The organism is Chryseobacterium sp. Leaf394, assembly GCF_001424105.1.
Lineage (GTDB): Bacteria > Bacteroidota > Bacteroidia > Flavobacteriales > Weeksellaceae > Chryseobacterium.
The window spans coordinates 296,456-315,712 of record NZ_LMQH01000011.1; the positions used below are offsets into that span (position 1 = coordinate 296,456).

Annotated in this window: 18 protein-coding genes; 9 read left to right on the forward strand and 9 right to left on the reverse strand. The window is 36.7% G+C overall.

All coding sequences use genetic code 11. From position 1 onward, the window contains the following. Positions 1-19: 19 nt before the first annotated feature. The 4 genes from ASG21_RS06025 to ASG21_RS06040 all read right to left on the reverse strand — a co-directional run bounded on the left by ASG21_RS06025 (position 20) and on the right by ASG21_RS06040 (position 3,807). Positions 20-1,678, reverse strand: a complete 1,659-nt coding sequence (locus tag ASG21_RS06025) for a ribonucleoside-diphosphate reductase subunit alpha (RefSeq protein WP_056077045.1) — start codon at positions 1,676-1,678, stop codon at positions 20-22. Between the two features lie 326 nt (positions 1,679-2,004). After that, positions 2,005-2,292 (reverse strand): hypothetical protein, encoded by a 288-nt coding sequence (locus tag ASG21_RS06030; RefSeq protein ID WP_056082185.1) that lies wholly within the window; start codon positions 2,290-2,292, stop codon positions 2,005-2,007. 259 nt (positions 2,293-2,551) lie between these two features. Beyond that, positions 2,552-2,821 (reverse strand): hypothetical protein, encoded by a 270-nt coding sequence (locus ASG21_RS06035; RefSeq protein ID WP_056077052.1) that lies wholly within the window; start codon positions 2,819-2,821, stop codon positions 2,552-2,554. 11 nt (positions 2,822-2,832) lie between these two features. Further along, complete coding sequence (locus ASG21_RS06040) at positions 2,833-3,807, reverse strand: ribonucleotide-diphosphate reductase subunit beta (RefSeq protein WP_056077054.1); 975 nt, start codon at positions 3,805-3,807, stop codon at positions 2,833-2,835. Between the two features lie 431 nt (positions 3,808-4,238). Between ASG21_RS06040 and ASG21_RS06045 the strand changes: the two genes are divergently transcribed. The 5 genes from ASG21_RS06045 to ASG21_RS06065 all read left to right on the forward strand — a co-directional run bounded on the left by ASG21_RS06045 (position 4,239) and on the right by ASG21_RS06065 (position 9,606). Further along, on the forward strand, positions 4,239-4,928 hold the full coding sequence (locus ASG21_RS06045) for an ABC transporter ATP-binding protein (protein WP_056077055.1): 690 nt from the start codon (positions 4,239-4,241) through the stop codon (positions 4,926-4,928). 79 nt (positions 4,929-5,007) lie between these two features. Next, positions 5,008-5,358 carry a four helix bundle protein gene (locus ASG21_RS06050; RefSeq protein WP_056077057.1) on the forward strand — a complete coding sequence of 117 codons (351 nt, stop codon included), beginning with the start codon at positions 5,008-5,010 and terminating at the stop codon, positions 5,356-5,358. Between the two features lie 155 nt (positions 5,359-5,513). Next, positions 5,514-6,743 (forward strand): ABC transporter permease, encoded by a 1,230-nt coding sequence (locus tag ASG21_RS06055; protein WP_056077059.1) that lies wholly within the window; start codon positions 5,514-5,516, stop codon positions 6,741-6,743. 150 nt (positions 6,744-6,893) lie between these two features. After that, entirely contained in the window at positions 6,894-8,162 is a 1,269-nt protein-coding gene (locus tag ASG21_RS06060; RefSeq protein WP_056077061.1) for an ABC transporter permease, read from the forward strand. Between the two features lie 247 nt (positions 8,163-8,409). After that, positions 8,410-9,606 carry an efflux RND transporter periplasmic adaptor subunit gene (locus ASG21_RS06065; protein ID WP_056077063.1) on the forward strand — a complete coding sequence of 399 codons (1,197 nt, stop codon included), beginning with the start codon at positions 8,410-8,412 and terminating at the stop codon, positions 9,604-9,606. A gap of 92 nt (positions 9,607-9,698) precedes the next feature. Here ASG21_RS06065 and ASG21_RS06070 read toward each other — a convergent pair whose 3' ends face one another. Continuing rightward, positions 9,699-9,992, reverse strand: coding sequence for a hypothetical protein (locus ASG21_RS06070; protein ID WP_056077064.1), 294 nt, complete (start codon positions 9,990-9,992; stop codon positions 9,699-9,701). 410 nt (positions 9,993-10,402) lie between these two features. Between ASG21_RS06070 and msrB the strand changes: the two genes are divergently transcribed. Next, positions 10,403-11,500 carry a peptide-methionine (R)-S-oxide reductase MsrB gene (gene msrB, locus ASG21_RS06075; protein ID WP_082482440.1) on the forward strand — a complete coding sequence of 366 codons (1,098 nt, stop codon included), beginning with the start codon at positions 10,403-10,405 and terminating at the stop codon, positions 11,498-11,500. Positions 11,501-11,556: 56 nt separating this feature from the next. On the opposite strand, the gene ASG21_RS06080 is transcribed toward msrB, so the two are convergent. The 4 genes from ASG21_RS06080 to ASG21_RS06095 form a co-directional block, all read right to left on the reverse strand. Beyond that, positions 11,557-12,219: a murein L,D-transpeptidase catalytic domain-containing protein gene (locus ASG21_RS06080; RefSeq protein WP_056077068.1), complete on the reverse strand. Its 663-nt coding sequence runs from the start codon at positions 12,217-12,219 to the stop codon at positions 11,557-11,559. Between the two features lie 133 nt (positions 12,220-12,352). Beyond that, complete coding sequence (locus tag ASG21_RS06085; RefSeq protein ID WP_056077070.1) at positions 12,353-13,198, reverse strand: ABC transporter permease subunit; 846 nt, start codon at positions 13,196-13,198, stop codon at positions 12,353-12,355. A gap of 2 nt (positions 13,199-13,200) precedes the next feature. Further along, complete coding sequence (locus ASG21_RS06090) at positions 13,201-14,103, reverse strand: ATP-binding cassette domain-containing protein (RefSeq protein WP_056077072.1); 903 nt, start codon at positions 14,101-14,103, stop codon at positions 13,201-13,203. A 75-nt stretch (positions 14,104-14,178) separates the two neighbouring features. Beyond that, positions 14,179-14,916, reverse strand: coding sequence for a hypothetical protein (locus tag ASG21_RS06095; RefSeq protein WP_056077074.1), 738 nt, complete (start codon positions 14,914-14,916; stop codon positions 14,179-14,181). 143 nt (positions 14,917-15,059) lie between these two features. Here ASG21_RS06095 and ASG21_RS06100 point away from each other — a divergent pair, with 143 nt between their 5' ends. The 3 genes from ASG21_RS06100 (at position 15,060) to prfB (ending at position 19,195) form a co-directional block, all read left to right on the forward strand. Next, a complete protein-coding gene (locus ASG21_RS06100; protein ID WP_056077076.1) occupies positions 15,060-16,415 on the forward strand; it encodes an ATP-binding protein in 1,356 nt (451 codons plus the stop codon). 569 nt (positions 16,416-16,984) lie between these two features. After that, complete coding sequence (locus tag ASG21_RS06105) at positions 16,985-17,944, forward strand: T9SS type A sorting domain-containing protein (protein WP_056077078.1); 960 nt, start codon at positions 16,985-16,987, stop codon at positions 17,942-17,944. A gap of 138 nt (positions 17,945-18,082) precedes the next feature. Next, positions 18,083-19,195, forward strand: coding sequence for a peptide chain release factor 2 (gene prfB / locus ASG21_RS06110; RefSeq protein ID WP_056077080.1), 1,113 nt, complete (start codon positions 18,083-18,085; stop codon positions 19,193-19,195). Positions 19,196-19,257 lie beyond the last annotated feature (62 nt).

Below are 19,257 nucleotides of genomic sequence, written 5' to 3' on the forward strand. Positions count from 1 at the left end.
TTTTTACTTGGCTCTTCTATTAAGCTTCACAAGCCGAACAGCTCACAAAATTCACCATCATTTCCTTAGAAACAGACGAACTTCTTTGGTAATACAAAGTTTTCACACCTTTCTTCCATGCCTCAATGTAAAGATAATTCACATCTTTCACAGGCATCGTAGACGGAATCTGTAAATTCAGAGACTGCGCCTGATCAATGTACTGCTGTCTTTGTGCAGCCTGAGAAATAATCTCCATCGGAGAAATTTCTTTGAAGGTTTTGAATACTGCTTTTTCTTCGTCAGTCAGTTCAGTTAAGTGCTGTACAGAACCGTGGTTCAACATAATTGTTCTCCATGTTTCTTCGTTGTCAAGACCTTTATCTTCAAGCAATTTAGCCAAATATTTATTCTTACGCATAAAGTTTCCTTTCGCCAGACCCGCTTTGTAGTAATTTGACGCAAAAGGCTCGATTCCCGGAGAAGTCTGACCTAAAATCGCAGAACTTGAAGTGGTAGGAGCGATCGCCATTACCGTTGTATTTCTCATTCCGTAACCTTTCAGAAGTTCAGGCTCACCGTAGATGTTTGCCAGTTCTTTCGATGCAATATCTGCCTGAGCTCTGATGTGTTTGAAAGCTCTTGCATTAAACTGCGTTGCCTCAAAACTCTCAAAAGGAATCATGTTTTTCTGAAGGTAAGAGTGGTATCCCAAAACTCCCAAACCAAGCGCTCTGTGACGCATCGCGAAGTCTCTCGCTCCTTTCAGGTAATAATTTCCTTCCGTTTTTTCGATAAACTCAGACAAAACAGCGTCAAGAAAATAAATCGCCAACTGTACTGCGTTCGTATCTTTCCACTCGTCGTACAATTCTAAGTTCATAGAAGACAGACAGCAGATAAAAGACTCCTCTCTGGTTGAAGGAAGCATAATTTCCGAACAAAGATTACTCGCATTTACGGTCAATCCAAGATCTTTGTACACCTGAGGTTTGTTTCTGTTCACGTTATCCGTAAAGAAAATGTAAGGAAGACCTTTTTGCTGACGGCTTTCCAAAACTCTCGCCCAGATTTTACGTTTGTCGGCATCACCGTCAATCATATCCTGCATCCAGTAATCAGGTACACAAATCCCTGTAAACAGGTTCTGAATCGGACTACCAATGTCTTTAATTGATAAAAATTCTTCAATATCACCGTGGTCAACATCAAGATAAGCCGCAAAAGCACCTCTTCTTACACCACCCTGAGAAACGACATCCATAGACGTGTCAAACAGTTTCATAAACGAAACCGCACCCGAAGATTTTCCGTTATCGGTCACCGCAGTTCCTCTGTTACGAAGTTCCCCGAAATATCCCGAAGTTCCGCCCCCGATTTTCGTCTGCATAATCACTTCACCCATTTTGTGGGTAATTCCTTCAATGCTGTCCGGAATATGCACGTTGAAACAAGAGATTGGAAGACCTCTCTGCGTTCCCATATTCGCCCACACCGGAGAAGAAAAACTGATCCATCCTTTCATGATCATCTCCTTGAAAGCCGGCTGCAGTTCAGGTTTGTATAATTTTTTTGCTGCGGCAGTCGTGATTCTGTCGATTGCACCGTCTACGGTTTCCCCTTTCAGAAGGTAACCTCTGTTCAGCATTTGCTCAGATTCTTCGTTGAGCCACCAGATATTGTTGTTTTGTTCTTCCATCTTTTATATTGTAAAATGTACGAGGTACACTATTATGTTATTATTCTTTGGGAGCAGAAAATTTTGTCTGTCTCCTCACTGTTCTACCTGCTTTCCGCTATATCTTTTTTGTGATTGCGGACAACATTATTTTATCATTTCACTTTTCTGCCACCGCAATCACAAAAAAGGATGCCGCTGCAATCAGGGCTAAGACGACGTTTTGTTTTCCCTTACCACTGAATCCCGTTTTTGCGAGGAACGAGGCAATCCATTAATAAGTTTTGGCTAAAGCCAAATGAACTTCCTCTTTTTGCAAACGGGCTAAAGCCCGTTCCTAGTGATATTTAAACAGGCTGTAAAAACTCTACTTTATGAGAATCATTCAGTCCGCTTTCGTCTCTTAACCTCTGAAATTCTTTGAAGGACGGAATGTTTAAAACCTCATTCTGCACTTCTTCGTTTTCATAATTTGAAAAATGAACAAACGTAACACCGTCTTCTTTCACAAAAACTTTATACTCAAATTTTGTCTGGTTTAAAGTTTTAAAATCATTCAAAAACTTCTGAATATTGCTTTTGTTTTCAGAAACAAACTCAGGTTTTACGGTATAACTTACGATTACGTTAATCATCTTTTCTATTTTTGTCATTGCGAGGAACGAAGCAATCTCATCTTTTATACAAATGCTTCGAAAAGCTCAGCATGACATGTCTAATACTAACTGTTTCGGCGCTAGCTTTGTAAGTTTTGGCTAAAGCCAAATGAATTTCTTCTTTTTTAAACGGGATAAAGCTCGTTCCTATTGATATTTAGTCAAACCGTTAGGTTTTTCTAATTATTTTTTGAGTTGACTAGTCATAACTCTCTTTTTAGAATATGCAATAAATTTATTAGCAGTAAGAGTTAAGAAAATCAATTGTATTGTTGTTAATACCAATACACGAAACATCACCTGTGGTTTCTGTTATTAATAATTGCTCGTCATCTGTGATAAACGTTGAAAAAATCTTTTGCAAATCGTGTCCTATTGATGTAGAAACAATAAACCATGTATTAGGGAAAACTTCAATAAAATTAGAAGAAACAAGTTTTATTTTATTCTCTAATTCTATATTTTTCTTGAAAATATTAGAATGATATGATATGAAAAATATACCCATTTTATTTCAATTTAAAACAAGTCATTCGCCGTAATACTCTTATCATGCTTTGTATAATCCACCGGTCTTTTTGCGAAGAAATCATCCATAGAATTAGCAAAAACTTCTTCTTCAAACCATTTCATCGGGCTGTACTGTTCTGCAGTAGTATTATAACGTTTTTCCATGTTGATTTTGGTTAAACTTTCGTCAACACGGTATTTCATAAAGTTAATCAAATCCTGTTTAGAGAATTTATCCAGTTCGCCCATTTCAAAAATCCAGTCAAGAATTTCTCCTTCAAGTTCGATAGACTGATCTACCAAAGTGTAAATATCTTCAATATCAGAATCAGTCAAAAGATCCGGCTGCTCTTCACGGATTTTATTTATCAGGTAAATTCCGCCGTTCGCGTGAATCTGCTCATCGATAGACGTCCAGGCAATAATATTGGAAACGTTTTTCATGAAGCCTTTAAATCTAGTGAATGATAAAATAATCGCAAACTGCGAGAATAAAGACACATTCTCAATCAGAATACTGAACAGAAGCAAAGACGAAACATACTCTTTAGGCGTTGCAGAGTTGGCATGTTTCAGCACATTAGATAAAAACTGAATTCTCTTTTTCAGGGCAGGAACTTCCACCACATGAAGAAACTCTTCATTATAGCCCAACACCTCAAGCAAACGCGAATACGCTTCCGAATGACGGAATTCACATTCTGCAAACGTCGCTCCCAAACCGTTCAGTTCAGGCTTCGGAAGGTGGTTGTAAAGATTACCCCAAAACGACTTTACCGAAACTTCGATCTGAGCAATCGCCAAAAGTGCATTTTTTACCGCATTTTTCTCGTGCGGCTCCAGCTGCGACTGAAAATCCTGAACATCTGCCGTGAAATCTACTTCCGAGTGTACCCAGAAAGATTTGTTGATCGCTTCTGTAAACTGAAGAACTTCAGGATACTCAAATGGCTTGTAGCTTACTCTTTTATCAAAAATTCCCATATCGAATTGTAATGTCTTTAAAATTTAAAAAAATGATCACTGTGTATAAAACTCAGGCGATGTATAACTTTCTGATTCGTTGATGTTTAAATCTTGAACTTATCAACCGTCATGCTCATTCATCTCCTGTACCGTGCGAAGCACAAAGTTCGAAAAAAAGAACTGATTTAAAAAGGGGTAAAGACTAATTGGCTGTCTTTTAACCTTAAAAGTTTTCCACAATTACCCAAAACTCGCTCTGCTATTGGTTTAGAGTGCATTATGGCAATTAAAAACCGTCTCTGTGAAATCTGGAGTTAAACAGTTTTTTGTATTGGTCTGATTATTAAGTTATTTAATGTTAAACATGTCTTTTTTTCTAATTAATTGCGGTATTTGTAACAAATCTTTTCTGCCTACTACTTATAGAGTACAAAAACAAGGACCACTTCATGCTAGTAATTCAGGATTTACACAAATCATACGATACAGGAAAAAGCAAACTTCACGTACTGAAGGGCATTGATCTTACCATTTCGGCAGGAGAATTTGTCTCCATTATGGGAAGTTCCGGCTCCGGAAAATCTACGTTACTGAACATCATCGGAATTCTCGACGAGAAAGACAGCGGCGTTTACGACCTCGACGGAATTCCTATCGAGCACCTCAATGAAGTGAAAGCTGCGGAATACCGCTCAAAATTTTTAGGTTTCGTGTTCCAGTCTTTCAATCTGATTGGTTACAAAACCGCTTTAGACAACGTCGCTCTTCCTTTATATTACCAAAACGTGCCGAGAAAAGAGCGCAACCTCAAGGCAATGGAATATCTTGAAAAAGTAGGTCTTGCACAATGGGCAACGCATCTTCCCAACGAACTTTCGGGTGGACAGAAACAAAGAGTGGCAATCGCAAGAGCTTTGATCACTGATCCAAAAGTCGTTTTGGCAGATGAGCCAACCGGAGCATTAGACTCAAAAACAACGCACGACATTATGAAACTCCTTCAGGACATCAATAACGAAGGAAAAACCATCATCGTAGTAACCCACGAACCCGACGTAGCCGCCCAAACCAAAAGAAACGTCATCCTGAAAGACGGAATTATTGAGAGTGATGAGTTTATTAAGCAGATTGTGTTGTAAAGTGAATTGTGAATGGTCAATTTTGCTTTGCAAGTGAATTTATATAAAGAGAACACAAATAATTTAAATAAGAAAAAAAATGTTTTTAAATCTAAATCATTATAAACTTGATGTGTACAAATCTGCCAAAGAACTAAGATTTGAATGTTATAAAATATTAAAAGTACTTCCAATAGAGGAGAAGTATAACTTAACAGACCAAATGCGAAGAGCTTCTACGTCAGTCGTTTTGAATATTACAGAGGGTTGTTCAAGAAGATCTGAGAATGAAAGAAAGAGATATTTTGAAGTGGCAAGAGGTTCCGTAATAGAATTAGATTCTTGTTTTGATATTGTTGTAGAGTCTGAGTATTTAGCTTTGCATGATTTAGAAAAAGTAGGAAATAAATTAAAAACAACATTCATTCTTTTGAGTGGAATGTTGAAGTAATCAATTGTGAATAGTCAATTTTGCGTTGAAAGAATTTGATAGAATTTAATTAAAAATTGATTGCATGAGCTTAAAATTGACATTGAAAATAATTGACTTGCTTGCAAAATTCACTGCGAAGCAAATTGACTTTTTACAAAGTAAAAAACAAAATTATGTTTGACTTAGACCGTTGGCAGGAAATATTCAGTTCAATCCGGAGCAATGTTTTGCGTACGGTGCTTTCGGGCTTTACCGTGGCGCTGGGGCTTTTCATTTTTATTGTTCTTTTCGGAATTGGTAAAGGCCTGCAGAATGCTTTTACAGAAGGTTTTGCGAGAGATGCACAGAACCTGATTACAATTGCAACAGGAAAAACTACCATTGCCTACAAAGGTTTGCAAGCTGACCGTGAAGTGATAATGAATAATGATGATTACGATTTTCTGGTCAATGCAGATAAAGAAAAAGTAGGTTACGCAAGTCCGAGATACACAGCCAGTCTCTTGGTAAAATACGGAAAAGAAAGTGGGAATTATCAGATAAACGGCTCGGTTACCGATGAGAAATTTATTGAAAACAGAAAGCTTTTGGATGGCAGATATCTTTCTCCGAATGATTTGAAAAACAAGCAGAATGTAGCGGTAATCGGCAGAATGGTGCAGCGGGATTTAATTAAAAACGGAAATCCTGTAGGAAAAGATATCGACATCAACGGAACGATGTTCAAAGTGGTCGGCGTCTTCTCAGATGACGGTGGTGACTGGGATGAAAGACATATTTCTGTACCGATTTCAACGCTTCAGCAGATGAAAAAAGGTTCTGATACGGTGACTACCACTTTTATTGCGTACGACGAAAAACTGACACCCGATCAGGCAATCAAGTACGGAGATGAACTGAAGGAGAAACTCAAATCGAGAAAAAACGTGTCACCTGATGACGAAAACGGTGTCCGCGTATGGAACAATGCACAGAATATGAGTGATACCTTCGTGTTTATGGCTGTTCTTACTGCAATTGTCGGTTTCATTGGGTTAGGAACTCTCCTTGCCGGAATTATCGGCATCAGCAACATCATGGTCTATATCGTAAAAGAGCGTACAAAGGAAATCGGTGTCAGAAAAGCCATTGGAGCAAAACCTTCAAGTATTGTCGGACTGATTGTGCAGGAAAGTGTTGTCATCACAGTGGTATCAGGTCTTGTAGGTGTTGGGATTGGAATTTTAACCCTACATCTCATTGGTGACAGTCTGGAAGAATACTTCATCAAAAACCCGAGCGTCGGGACTACAGAAATTGTAATGGCTTTCGTAGCACTGGTGCTTTCAGGTTTGATTGCGGGATTTGTTCCGGCTTACAGAGCTTCGAAAATAAAACCGATTGAGGCATTGAGAACGGAATAGTTTGAAGTGAATGGTGAATGGTCAATTTTACTTCGTAAGTGAATTTTTAATGAATAAAATTCACGATTGATTTAAAGAAATTGACTTGCGAAGCAAACTTCACTGCAAAGCAAATTCACTTTTACAAAGTAAAAAATTGATATTAAAAAAATGAATATTCTATTTAGCAAAGATACATGGCAGGAAATTTATTATTCTTTGAGGAATAATCAGCTCCGTACCTTTCTTACCATGATTGGTGTGGGCTGGGGAATGTTTCTCTACGTGAGTCTTCTCGGTGCTGCAAAGGGTATGGAAAATGGTTTTGATAAACTTTTCTCAGGATTTGCGACCAATACCATTTTTCTGTGGGCACAGAATACTTCTATACCTTACGAAGGTTTTCCAAAGGGCAGAGAGATGGATCTTCACCTTTCAGATATTGACCTTCTGGAACGGAAAGTGCCGCAGGTAGACTATATCTCTCCTCAAAATTCGCGGGGTAATTTTGGAAGTGCCGGCGAGCAGATGTCAAGAAACGGAAAATACGCTACCTACACGCTGACGGGAGATTCACCGATAGGAAATAAAATTTCAGAGAAAAAACTGATTTTCGGAAGATATCTGAATGATGCCGATTTATCACAAAATAAAAATGTAGCCGTCATCGGAGAAGAAATTTATAAAAACTTTTTTGATGCAAAGAAAAATGAAAATCCTCTTGGGAGATCTATTAATGTAAAAGGGGTCTTCTTTAATGTTATCGGAGTTTTCAGAGTAAAAAGAGGTGGCCCGATGGAAAATGACAGGACTGTCTATATTCCGCTTTCATCTTTCACAAGATTATTCAATAACGGAGATAAAATCGATGTGTTTTCAGTGGTAAGCAAGCCCGATGCTGAGGTGAGTGAAGTGGAAGTACAGATTAAAAACGTTTTAAAGAATAAAAACAAAGTTTCGCCTGAAGACACCAACGCGTTTGGAAGTTTCAATCTCGGAAAGGAATTTAAAAAACTGACAGGATTTTTGGATGGAATGCAGCTTTTAACCATCATCGTAGGAACTTTAACGATTCTTGCCGGAGTTATCGCCATATCAAATATTCTTCTGATTACTGTAAAAGAAAGAACCAAAGAAATCGGAATCCGGAGAGCTTTAGGGGCAAAACCGTCAGAAGTCCGCAATCAGATTCTGCTTGAAAGTGTTGTAATTACACTGTCCTCGGGGCTTTTAGGATTTATTTTCGGAATTCTTTTACTGATGGGATTGGATTTGGCAACACAGGGACAGGAAGAATTTCCGTTCTATAATCCAACCGTGAACTACGGAAACGTTTTTTCAGCAATGTCTGTGATGGTCTTTTTAGGTCTTATCATCGGAATGATTCCCGCGCAGAGAGCTGTGAAAATACGGCCGATAGAGGCGTTGAGATCGGAGTAGGTTTTTGAAGAGCCAGATAAAAAGAGCCAAGTAAAAAGTAAAAAGAACCAAGTTTAAAAACAAAAGTTTAAAAGCCTTTATCGTGCGGAAGTCAATATCTTGTAAAATAATAGATTTTGAAAAAATTCCTGAAATCGAAGATTATACATAGTAAAGGGCGGGATCATTTTAGAAAATAAATGAAATAAATAAAAATTGTATTCACTCAAAATTCAATTTAAATAAAAATAAAAAAAATAAACTATATATGAAAAAGAAGTTCAGCTGGAAAAAAGCGATCTACATTGTCCTCGGAATTATTTTCGCAGGCATCCTCATCCTGGGAATCAGATATCTGGTGAAATCAAATTCCAAGGAAAGCGTAACCTTTTTAACGAGAAAACCTACCGTTCAGACTATGGATGACAAGGTGATGGCTACGGGAAAAATTATTCCAAAGGAAGAGATTGAAATTAAACCCAACATTGCCGGAATTATTGATAAAATCCTGGTAGATGAGGGCGACAGAGTAGAGGCAGGACAGTTGATTGCTACCGTGAGAATTATTCCAAACATTGCGGAGGTTAATAATGCAACGCAAAATGTTCAGAATTCACAGCTTCAGATCAGCAATGCTAAAATGAATCTTTCCAACGCGCAGACTCAGTTTGGAATGTCTGAAAAACTTTATAAACAAGGCGTAATTTCCAAACAGGAATATCTTACGGCCCAACAGCAACTGTATACACAGCAACAGGCTCTCAGAAATGCAAATCAGCAACTGGTAACGGCTCAGAAATCTTTACAGATCGTAAAAACGGGTGCTATTCCTGAATTGCAGGGCTTGGCAACTACACAAATCCGTTCAAAAGCTGCGGGAACTGTACTTGAAGTTCCTGTGAAAGTGGGAAGTCAGGTAATTGAAGCGAACTCCTTCAATGCGGGGACAACGATCTGTTCGATTGCAGATTTGAATTCACTGATTTTCCAGGGTGAAATTGATGAAGCTCAGGCAGGAAAACTGAAGCAGGGAATGGGAATGAACATCGTTATTGGTGCACTTCAAAACAAAACTTTTCCGGGAACACTTACGATGATTGCTCCGAAAGGGAAAGACGAAAACGGAACCATTAAATTTCCTGTAGAAGGTGATGTGAAAAATCCAAATAATGAATACATCAGAGCCGGTTTTTCTGCCAATGGCGAAATCGTTTTAAAATCAGAGAAAAATGCTCTGCTTTTGGATGAATCTTTAATTCAGTACGATAAAAAGAACGGAAAAGATATTCCTTTCGTTGAAGTGAAACAGGCAGACGGAAAATTTAAAAAAGTAAATGTAAAACTGGGTGCCAGCGACGGTATCAATGTTCAGATTCTTTCCGGTATCGGTAAAAATGCTGAGGTGAAAGTCTGGAATCCGTCAGATAAAGACAAAGAAGAACTGAAGGAAAAATCGAAGAAGTAATTTCTATAAATCATTATATACAAAAAGTCCCGGTAATTCGGGACTTTTTTGCATTTGTACTTGACAGTTGATGAAATTTGATCTGTCAGGATTTAGCTTAAAAACTTGATTTCCTTATCTTTAAATTTGTTTTTAACGACAATTTTGTTCATCGTTTTCATCATTTTTCTTCTGAGCTCTGCCAGTTTTCTGACGTTTTTATCTTCACTGTAATCAAAAATATTATCTTTAAAACTGAAAGTGTCACCGTCTTTAAATTCAATTTTGTTTTTCTTGAATTCTCCCAGAAGCATCAGATTGGTCATGCTTTCCAGAATGTAATGTTCCGTTGTACTCAGCGATTTCAGAGAATTCAGCAGTTGTTTTTTATATTTTTTCTTTCCCATAGTTCAGGCTTTTCAATTTTTAAGATTATGCAAATATATCATTTTCATTAAAACCAATTGTCGTGCCTTACAATTCATTATTTGTGAGTTTCGGTGAAGTATTTCAGAAAACCTATAATTAATGTTCACATTCTTCAGTTTTAAAATTTTATTCAATTTTGACCTAACCTTTACCAAAATTTCTTATCTAAATTAAGGCTTGATTTCAATGATAAGTATCTGATTTTAAATTAACATTTTATTAACTCAACAATACTTAGCTTTTGAAATCCACTGATGAAAAAATCTCGTAAATCATTATAAACCGGATAGAGATTATCTTTTGAGTTTACAGTTTATTTGCCTGAAATTTGATCACATTTGATGGTTTTAAAAATGATAAATATTAAACAATGTTCAATAAAGATAAAATGAAAAATATACTGGTTTTGATAGCTTTCGTTTTCGGGATTACAGCTTTTGCAAATTCATGTGAAAAGGCTGTAAAATCTAAAGAAAGTTCATCTGAACGTGAAAAAAAAGAAGAGATGGATAACAAAAATCTGAAGGAGGTTTATTTTGCGGGAGGATGTTTCTGGGGAACTGAGCATTTCTTTCAGCAAATCAGGGGAGTGGTCGCAACAGAAGTTGGTTACGCCAACGGAAATAAGAAAAATCCAACCTACGAAGAAGTAATCAGTCACACAACAGGCTTCGCAGAGACGGTAAAAGTAAAATACGATCCGGAACAGGTAGATTTAAAATTACTTATTGATCTGTATTTTAAAACGATCGATCCTACCAGCAAAGACCAGCAGGGAAATGACAGAGGAAATCAATACAGAACAGGGATCTATTCTACAGATAAAGAAACAGAAGCAATCATAAAATCGGAGGTTGAAAAACTAGCTAAAAACTATAAAAAACCGGTGTTGGTCGAAACCATTCCGTTGAAGAATTTTTATAGTGCAGAAGCTTATCATCAGGATTATCTCGTAAAAAATCCGGGAGGTTACTGTCACATTGAACCGGGATTGTTTGAGATGGCAAAAAATGCAAATCCACTTCCTGCCAAATCTACAAAATATGAGAAGCAGGATAAAAATACCTTAAAAAAGAACCTGACTTCCGAGCAATACAGAGTAACTCAGGAAAATGGAACTGAAATGCCGTTTGAAAATGAATACTGGGACGAAACACGTGAAGGAATTTATGTGGATATCACAACAGGCGAGCCGCTTTTCATCTCAACAGACAAATTTGAATCAGGTTGTGGATGGCCAAGTTTTTCTAAGCCGATTACGCAGAAACTGATCGACGAGAAAGTAGACCGCTCAGCCGGAATGGAAAGAACAGAAGTAAGAAGTAAAACTGGGAACGCCCATTTAGGTCACGTTTTCGACGACGGACCTAAAGATAAAGGAGGATTAAGATACTGCATCAATTCAGCATCGCTGAAGTTTGTTCCGAAAGCGGAAATGAAAGGCAAAGGCTACGGAGATTATATTTCTCTTTTAGATAAAAAATAATACGTTTTCATAGTTTATTAGTGTTTGGTTAGAGATCGCCGCGAGGCGGTCTTTTTTTATTCATAAATCCACATTAAAACCGGTTTTGAAGAACTTTTCAAAATTGGGTCGACCTGTAAAAATGCATTGTTGGACAGCGTGGGGCAACCCCAGCCTTCCGGTGATCCTTTTGGGAAGATTTCCTCATCATTCATTCTTTCCCACGAATGAAAAACGATAACTCTTTTTAAGGCATTGCTGTTGGTATTTTCGAGGCCGTGCATCAGATATTTTGTTTTCACGCCCCATTCGCTCACACCTCTCGCCCCGATTTTATATTTACCCAAAGATGAAAGGTGGCTTCCATCTACATTACTGAATTCCGGACTGTCTTTTGAATCATCCGAGCTCCAGCTGTTATTTCCGCAGCCATGACCGACAAGATGTTGCTGGGTTATTTTTTTAGTTTTAAAATCATATACAAAAAATCTTTTTAGACCTGAGTGCAGACTCATATCAATTAAAATTGCAAAATCTGTATTGAATTTATTTTTCTTACAGAAATCCAAAGCTTCACTAGCTTTATTATGTGTTTTTACTGAATCTAAAACTGGTTTTTCGTCGGTCTTATTATTTTCGAAGGCGACAGACAACGTAGTCTTATCCTGAGATTGTGAGCAGGAAGTTACGCTCATCAAAATTAAAATCAGGATTAGATTGTTGATGAATTTTGTTTTCATCCAAATTTAATTTTATTTAAAAGTATAAAAAAAACAAAAGTGATCCATAAAGAATCACTTTCTTGTAATAGTAATATTTCAATTTTATTCAAATTTCAAATTTCAAATTTCAAACGTCAAATTTCAAATCAACTTACCAATCTCTCTTCTTCAAAATCAAATAAGATCCTCCGATAAATATTGCACACCAAACGATGCAGGCAATTAGACTTTCTGTAGGATAGGTAAATTCGTATTTTAAATTCATCATTTTTGCCATATTTGTCCTTACCATCGGATTGGGAATTAAACTGGACATACTTTCCAAAGGAAAAAGTTTACTGATGAAAAAGTCGTTCTGTAAAATTTTCGTGCGTTCTGCGGCTTGCGTTCCGGCAACTTTAGTGTAGGTTTCAATTCCGGCAAGAATAGATTCTCCCACCCAGATCCCAAAAAAAGCTAAGAAAACGAAGATGGATTTTCTAAGTAATATAGATAAAAACATCAGAAAGCAGAAGAATGTAAACAGTTTAAGGAAATAATTTCCAATGAAAAATATTTCCTGATAAACAAGAGCTGAATCTGTTGTGTTTGAATACTGATATCCCAAAAACAGCGTGATCGCAAACACAAGAATTGTAGAAATCAATGTGAAAATACCGATAGTCAAAAGTTTTGAGCCAATAAATTCTTCTCTGCTTAAACCGTCAATTGTATTTTGTTTAAACATTCTGTTGCTGAATTCCTGGCAGATTGAAAAAACAATGATCAGCCCCAAAAATATTTTCAGCAATGCAACTGTCCAGGTTGTAAAATTCCACACGCCCGGGAAGTTGTACATTCCCTGTTCTTTCAGATTGATGGTGCTTCCAAAAACTTTCACGTCAATCAAACCGATACACAGAAAAATAACCAGTATCGCAAAATACATGATTGTAAAAATCTTAAATGGTGTATAATTCAGATTTTTATAGTATTCTAATTTTAATAGTTTAATCATGATTATTTAGTGTTTTTTACAAGTTCAAGGAATTGAGTTTCAAGAGAAAGTTTTTTCTTATTCAGATGAGAAAGATAAATGCCTTTTTCTGCCAGATTTTGATTCAGCATAGATGCTGAAATTGAAGCATCATCACGGATATGAGCTTTTACAAACTCACCTTCAGAAGTTACAGAACTGAACCAGTTCAGACTCTCCAAAGTTTGCAGAAGTACAGCATTATTATCAGCTTTCAGTTCAAAAAATCCTTTATTGCTGGTCATTTCATCCACTCTTCCGCCGTAAATGGCCGTTCCCTGTTTTAAAACGATCACGTGGCTGCAGATTTTTTCGATTTCATCCAGAAGGTGACTGGCGATAATGATGGTAATTCCCTGTTTTGCGATCGTTGAAATGATTTCTCTGATCTGAATTATTCCTTCAGGATCGAGTCCGTTGGTAGGCTCATCCAAAATTAAAACTTCAGGATTGTTGAGCAGGGAAGAGGCAATCGAAAGACGCTGTTTCATCCCGAGTGAAAATGTTTTGAAGGCATCTTTTTTTCTTTCCAGAAGCCCTACCGTTGCCAAAACTTCGTCGATTCTGCTGTGAGGCGTTCCCTTAATTTCAGCTACGATTTTCAGATTTTTCTCTGCACTCAGATAAGGATAGAAATTGGGTTGCTCGATGATAGCACCGATTCTTTTCAGGGTTTCCGGATCTGTACCTTTTTTCCCAAACCAGTACCACTCGCCTGAAGTGGGATTGATAGTAGAAAGAAGCATTCCGAAAGTGGTAGATTTTCCGCTTCCGTTCGGACCGAGAAGTCCGTAGACGTTGCCTCTTTCAACATCAAAAGAAATTCCGTTCACCACGACTCTTTTGAATTTTTTTGTCAGATTTTTTACTGATAAAACTTTTTCCATGTTTATTTTGCTTTACGATTAAATAGTAGGAAAACTCACAGGTTTGTTACAAAGTCGATGGAATGTTTTAAATAATTAAATTTCTAATCTATAAGAAAAACATTCAATACGGTAAGTTTTAACGTTAAATTTAAAATCATCTTTTTTTCTGCTATCATTTATAAATTCGTAAACTCTACCATTTTTACTGTCCAAATAGAATTGATTATTTCTTAAAGCTTCTTTTCGATTAAAGTCTTTCAAAATTTTATTATAAATCTCATTTGTTTTCCGTAAACAAGAATCATTTTCTTCAATTTTATATTTATCGACTCTATTAATACTATAAATATAATTTTGAAATATTTTTGGTTTTAAATGTAAATTTGTTTCAGTATTTAAAATATTTTCCATTAATTCTTCGAAGATCAATCCAAATTCTTCCTGAGTAAGATTTAGCTCAGTAACAATCTTTTTTAGTTCAATAGAGAAATTGGTATTAGTTTTCTCATATAATTGTTTTTGTTTTTCACCCTCAAAATTCCAATAATCAAAATACATGTTTGAAAAGAAAGGAATTGCATAGAATTTATTTTTTTTACGAAAAACTAAAATTTCATCATAGTCAATTTTTTCTGGATTTCTATATATAGAAATAGATAAAGAGTCTAAATCTAATTCCTTTGATTTCTCTAATTTTCTATCTATCATCGGAAAATCTTTTAAAATAGAATTAATACTTTTTTCAGCACTGTCAAAGCCTGAATTTTGTTTTTCACAAGAGGTGATAAAAATAGATAATAAAAGAAGTAGAAAATTTGTAAGTAATCTCATGATTTCTCCCAATAATTTTAGTTTGTTATAGAACCTAAATATAAGGATAATTTGTTGCTGAAGTTTTCGGAATCAATATTCGAATCTCAAATCTCAAATCTCAAATCTCAATTTTGCAAAAGCAAAATTTAGTATATTTGAATATGAAGCTTACAGAACTCGCACACGAACTCAGCATAACTCCCGAAGCCATTAAAAGATTTATTCAGGATTTTGATCTTGATCTCGGAGAGTGTATTTCCACCAATTTTGAGGTAAAAGATGATTTTGAAAAATTTGCCCGCGAAAATTCAGATTTTCTGCGTCAGTACGAGAAAGATCTGGATGAAAATAAATCGGCCAAAGAAATAGCTGAAACCATAAAACAACCTCAGGGAAAGGTTGAGGAAGTTATTAAGGAAAATCAGAATAATATTTTCGACAACGGTTTTTTCAGATCATCGGTTTCCAGTTTTGGAGTTGATCAGAAACTGGGCGGAAACTATCAGTTCGTTTACAATTATTTCGGAAATAAAACCAGCCTGCAAAAAAGAGATTTCATCGGTTACCGTGATCTGTTCTTTTACATTTCGGGAGTTTTGGAACCGTTTTTAAATCCTCAGCAGATCAAAGACTGGGGAATTCATAAGCCTGCAGGAATTATTTTATATGGGCCTCCCGGAAGCGGAAAAATTTTCTGGGCTCACAAAATTGCTGAAATCATCAGCTATGAATTTAAGGAAATCAAAAAACATTACCTTTCAACTTCTTTCGTAGATGGTACCCAGACAAGTTTCAACGATTTTCTGCTTACAATACTCAAAAATGGAAAGACGGCTCTTTTTCTGGAAGATTTTGACGAAATAATGATGGACAGAAATCCCGAAAACAGTATTGCCGCATGCAATCTGGAAACGCAGGAAGTTATTCTTCACAACATCAGCAGATTCACTTCAGAAAATATTCTGATGCTGGGTTCTGCCAATTCTGTCTCGGAAATTGATGAAGAAATCCTCGCTCCCGGCAGATTTGATGTTCTGGTTCCTGTTTTTCCTCCCAACGCCGCTGAGAGAGCGGAGATTATTCTGTATTCAATGCTGAAAGGTCTTGAAGAAGATTCTTTACTCTACAAAATTCTGAAACACAACAAAGCAGATAAAATTCCGTTCTGGCATACGGTTTCGGGGAGAATGAAAACGTTCAGCAACACGATGATTATCGATTTCAGCCAAAGTTTAAAGAAGAGAATTAAAAATCTCTATCAGAAAACCAGAAACGAAAAATTAATCATTGATCAGAATCTGATCAATTCTGCGCTTCGGGAAGCTGCCGCAAAACTCACTCCCGAATACCTCGATCAGGTTGCCCAGTTCCTTAACGATGCAGTGATTAATAATCTTGAAGATTTTCAGTCGAGAATAAAAGCATTAAAATCAGAACTGGAATCTTACAAAGCTGTGGAGCCGCCGCGGCGTGCGATAGGTTTTCAGCACAATGAAGGAGAAGATAAAAAAGGTTGATTGCGTATTGCTGACAGATTTTAAAAAGACGCTGGTTCCTTGGATCAGTTAAAATCTAAATTTTCAATTCAGATAATTTTTACAGTCGCATTTTTTAAACCTGAACAGACTGAAAATAATTGTGATTTGTAATCAGTTAAACTTAAAATATTTTAGTTCTACACGTAAATGATGGTCAGTTGGCCATCATTTATTTTGTTTAAGGATTTTTAAATTTTATTAAGAATCAAAAATACCAAAATTTCCCATTCGGTTACGATTTTAGTTTTTGAACATGAATTATACAGTGAAAGCCATTTTTTATTGTTAAAAAATCAGTTTAAAAAACTTCAGAGTATGAAATGAGTATCCTGAGTACCACGTTTATATACGTTTTCCACTACATTTGTTCGTCTTCTATTTCTTTTAAAAGTGAATACTTAATTTTCAGTAAAATGATTATTTCGGTATTTAGTTGATTTCATTATTAATCTTTTCAGTATTTAAATTAACGTAAAATTTTAAATCACTAAAGTATTCGTAATTGGAAATAGTTAGACTTAAAAAAATTAAACCTAAAACAGTTAACTATGAAAAAACAACTCCTCTCTCTTGGATTGGTTTTGGCTTTTGCCGTTGCAAACGCTCAAACTTACCAGACCATTTCACTTTCAGGATTCAATGCTGATGTTATCGCAAACGGAATTGGTGCAGCATCGTCATCTACCAACGCAAGTCTGGATAAGCCGACAGATAACTTTGCTTATATGTCTAAAGACTACAAACTCACTTCCACATCTGCAACACTGACGTACGGTCTCCCAGAAAACGGATTGATAGCTTCTGCAGCAGCGGGAACCAGTGGTTTAACTTTTCAGCTGGCACCTTACAGTGCGAATAATTCCTTAAGGCTTCCCAATGCCAACGACACCGGAACACTTACATTTGCCATTCCCGGATCTGCAACCACACTTTACGTTTTGGCGGTAAGTGGCAGTGGTCCGTCTACCGGAGAAATTACAGTAAATTTTCAAGATGGGACGACGCAGGTTTTTGCCAACACCAGTTTTCAGGATTGGTATGACGGAACCAGTTTTGCGATTCAGGGAATTGGAAGAATCAACAGAAATTCAAATGGTTTGGAAAACGGTGGCGGCACAAATCCGAGAATTTACCAGATCCCTTTGACTCTTTCCACAGCGAATCAGTCTAAAATGATAACGTCTGTTACCGTAAAGAAAACATCGACAGATGTTACGGTTGTGAATGTTTTTGCAATCTCTGCCCAGGGACTTGTTTTGTCGGTTTCAGATGCCAAGGCAGAAAAGAAATCAGCAGTTTATCCAAATCCGTTTACAGATTCGATTAATTTTGATAACATTAAAGATTTGGCTTCAGTAAGCATTGTTGATTTTACGGGGCGCACTTTAATGAAAGACATTCAGCCTCAGTCTCAATTAGATCTTTCTTCTCTGGAAAGCGGTAACTACACTGTTGTTCTTAAATTTAAAAACGGTACACAGACTTCAAAGAAAGTCATTAAAAAGTAAATTTTTTCATAGAATTATTTTTTGTTAGAAACAGTAAAATGTTTGTTTGGAATCAGACCTCATCATCTTTTTGAGGTCTGTTTTTTATGCTGAATCTTCGTGATTTATCCGTAAATTTGCAGTTCAAATTTTTATGTTTTGATCAACAACGACCAGATAAAAGAAACACAGTCCCGAATAGAAGATCTTCAGAAATATCTTCAGATTGATAAAAAGAAAATCGAAATCGCCAACGACGACGAGAAAACCGCTTCTCCGGAATTTTGGGATAATCCTAAAACCGCTGAAGTGTTCCTGAAACAGCTTCGCTCCAAGAAAAAATGGGTGGAAGATTATGAAGATATCCATACTCAGTTTGAAGACCTTCAGGTGTTACTGGAATTTGCCAGAGAAGATCCCGATTCTGAAAAAGAACTCGACGAAACTTTTCCTCTTTTACTGGAAAAAATAGAAAACATAGAGTTTAAAAATATGTTGTCTAATGAAGGCGACGAGCTTTCTGCTGTGCTTCAGATCACTGCCGGAGCGGGTGGAACAGAAAGTTGCGACTGGGCTGCGATGCTGATGAGAATGTACAATATGTGGGCAGAGAAACAGGGCTACAAAATCCGTGAACTCAATTATCAGGAAGGGGAAGTTGCCGGTGTAAAAACCGTTACCATGGAAATTGACGGTGAGTTTGCTTTCGGATATCTCCGCGGTGAAAACGGCGTGCACCGACTGGTAAGAATTTCACCTTTTGATTCCAATGCAAAAAGACATACAAGTTTTGTTTCGGTTTATGTTTATCCTTTAGTGGATGATACGATTGAAATTAACATTAATCCTGCCGATATTTCATTTGAAACCATGCGAAGTTCAGGTGCTGGTGGACAGAACGTAAACAAGGTTGAGACCGCTGTCCGCCTTCGCCACGCCCCGACAGGAATTATCATCGAAAACTCAGAGTCGCGTTCCCAGCTTCAGAATAAGGAAAAAGCAATGCAGCTTTTGAAGTCCAGACTTTATGAAATGGAACTGGAAGAAAGATTAAAGGCAAGAAACGAAATTGAAGCCGGCAAAATGAAAATCGAGTGGGGAAGTCAGATCAGAAATTATGTAATGCATCCATACAAACTCGTCAAAGATGTACGTTCAGGACATGAAACTTCGGACGTTGACGGTGTGATGAACGGTAATCTTACGCCCTTCCTCAAAGCCTTTTTAATGGCTGACGGAACGGCAGTTTCAGACGACGATCTTGACCTATAAAATATCATCTTTATATTTAAGTTAAAATATGCTAATATATTTTCAGCATAATTTTATTAAGC